Annotated in this window: 3 protein-coding genes; all 3 read left to right on the top strand. The window is 43.5% G+C overall.

Features of this window, described 5'->3' with window-relative positions:
• On the top strand, positions 1-474 hold a 474-nt coding region (locus HRU21_12770), incomplete at its 5' end, for a hypothetical protein (protein ID NRA43163.1).
• A gap of 111 nt (positions 475-585) precedes the next feature.
• Entirely contained in the window at positions 586-1,596 is a 1,011-nt protein-coding gene (locus HRU21_12765; protein ID NRA43162.1) for a hypothetical protein, read from the top strand.
• Between the two features lie 13 nt (positions 1,597-1,609).
• On the top strand, positions 1,610-2,391 hold a 782-nt coding region (locus HRU21_12760; protein NRA43161.1), incomplete at its 3' end, for a hypothetical protein.

The raw sequence follows: 2,391 nt of genomic DNA, 5'->3' as shown, positions 1-2,391 counted from the left end.
TCATTGTTTAACTTTGGGCGAATGGTAGAGCAAGCGCCACAGAATCTATCGAATGCTGCTCAAGATGTTGCAATGCTAGGGCTAGGCTTGGGTGATTTAGCGCGAGGCGCATCATTGCCATACTTTGCTGCTACAGGTGATGACGATGGATTTATCGAGCTAAGCGACAACATATCAGCTTATGAAGAACCAAAAACACAGGCTGCTAATATTGCGATGGACTCTGTTGCAGACTTACTAGCCCCACCTGTTATGGCTCTAGCGCCTTACTATCAGCAGGCTTATGACAGCTATGGATCATCAGAATCGCCCGATGATTACAAATCTCCATATCTTAGCGGTGCAAAAAACATGCTCTATGATTTATCTAGAGGCGTTAATGCAGCCGCATCGTCACCATTTATGTACGCATCAGACAAACTTGATGACCTAACTGACTACATGCGAGCAGAGAGAATCCGCAGAAATCGCTAAAGTTTGCGTTTGTCAATAATTAAGTTAAACTATCGTTAATGGCTTCCTGATAGCCTTTATTTATCAGAGGGCAATATTGCCAAAAAAACCAAACCATGTGAGGTAAAAGACATGAGCGACGTTGATACTGTCGAGCAGGCAAACCAAGAACAAGAACCAATTGAGCAAGTTACAAACGAACAGTTAGCAGAGGCGGGGGCTGATGCAGCTGAGTTGTCTACCCAAGACAGCGCAGAAGATGTAACAGAGCAGATTGATTTGGAAGACTTGGCGGGTGAGGCCAAAGCCCAAGGTGATGAGCAAGTCAAGGCGCATAATGCGGCTATGGCAAGCAAAAGACACCATCTGTCAAAGCAGATAAAAAGCAAAGAGGATCAGTTAAACCAGCTTGAGCAGCAACTTGAACAAGGTGTGTTACCTCAAGGTTATGAATTCAAACCTCAAAATGAGGCAAGTGAAAGACCAAACTTAGACAGCTACAAGTCGCGTTTATTCGATGACTATGAGGGCGATACAAGTTTGATGCTTGCTTACTTTAAAGAGGATGTTCGTAAATACGAGGAAGCTAACCAAGGAATAGATGCACAGCGTCAATCGCATATTGATGACGTAAAAGCTGACATTAATAGAGAAAGGAAAGCCAATGAGCAATTCATTAAAAAAACTGATGAGTTCAGGGCAATAGTTCCTAATATTGATGATGGTTTAAATGGTTTTAACGAAAAGCTTATAGAAGCGCGTGGGGTTGAAGTGGCTAACCGCTTAATGCCTCAGTTGCGCGATAATATAGGCAAAAACGCCCCTTTGGTGCTTGCTGCAATTGGCATGAATGATAAAAATTTTGATGGCTTAATTGACGCTGCAAATACTGGCGGAGATGTAGGAGTTACAAAATTTTTAACTAGGCTAGAAGATAGGCTTATCAATGGCTTACCTTCTGCAAAAACAATATCAACAGCGGCAAGCGAGAATCCTGTTGGCGGTGATGGTGCTATTGGCAATGACTACGAAAAAATATTGAAAGATATTGAATCTGGTAAGGGCAGATATGGCAGCATGACACGCTTTGAACGAGCGAAAGAAAAGCGCTCAATACAAAAACAGAAAATTGCCGCACAATAAAAGGTAATGAAAAATGTCTGAACAAACTCAAGTTATAACCGCCGCGCTCGACGCTATTGTCGAAACCGGCGAAGAATATAACCTACTTACTGATATGACCCAAACTTATGAGCCGCCTGCTGGTTCAATGGATAGGTCAAATAACCAATACTGGAAACCCATTAAGCAAAACACAAACCGTCAGTCAGGTTGGGATACAACCCCAGGCAACCCTTTAGAGCTTTCTATTAGTGGCTCTTTGGGTGAACCTGAAAACGTAAGCAATACTCTACGTGCTGATGAGCTACGTGATGAGCGGTTAATTAAGCGCAATATGTCGGCAGCTCTGCGAACACTGCTTGAAGGTGTAGAGCAAGACGCTATGCAAACTGCCGCAACTTATGGCTCGTTTTGCTTGCCTTTTGCTGGTGCGCCTGGTGATGGTGCAGGCCAAGTGCCTGTATGGGATGCCTTGGCGCAAGCTGAAAGCCGCATGTTCGGCTCAAAGCTTTACACAGGCGATGGAACTTGTTCTTTTATCAATACGCAAGCTTATGTTGCGGGTGGTAAATCTCTCGTTGAGGGTTCTGCTAACTTCCGTAACTCTTTGCCTGATGATGCTTACAATAAAGGCCAAATACAGCGACAAATTGCCGGTGTTTCTGATGTTTATCGTCACAATACGCTTTACAATTTAGAAGCTGCAACAACGGACTCGCTAACTGTTAATGGTAATGTTTCTTTGAAGCCTTTGGCTAAATCAGTAACTCCAAACAACTCAGGCGGCTTTGATAATGTTGATTTTCGTCATGGAAC

It is taken from the genome of Pseudomonadales bacterium, from assembly GCA_013215025.1.
Classification (GTDB): Bacteria; Pseudomonadota; Gammaproteobacteria; order Pseudomonadales; family DT-91; genus DT-91.
Note: the sequence above shows the minus strand (reverse complement) of the source record. Positions and strands in the feature narration are given on the sequence as shown.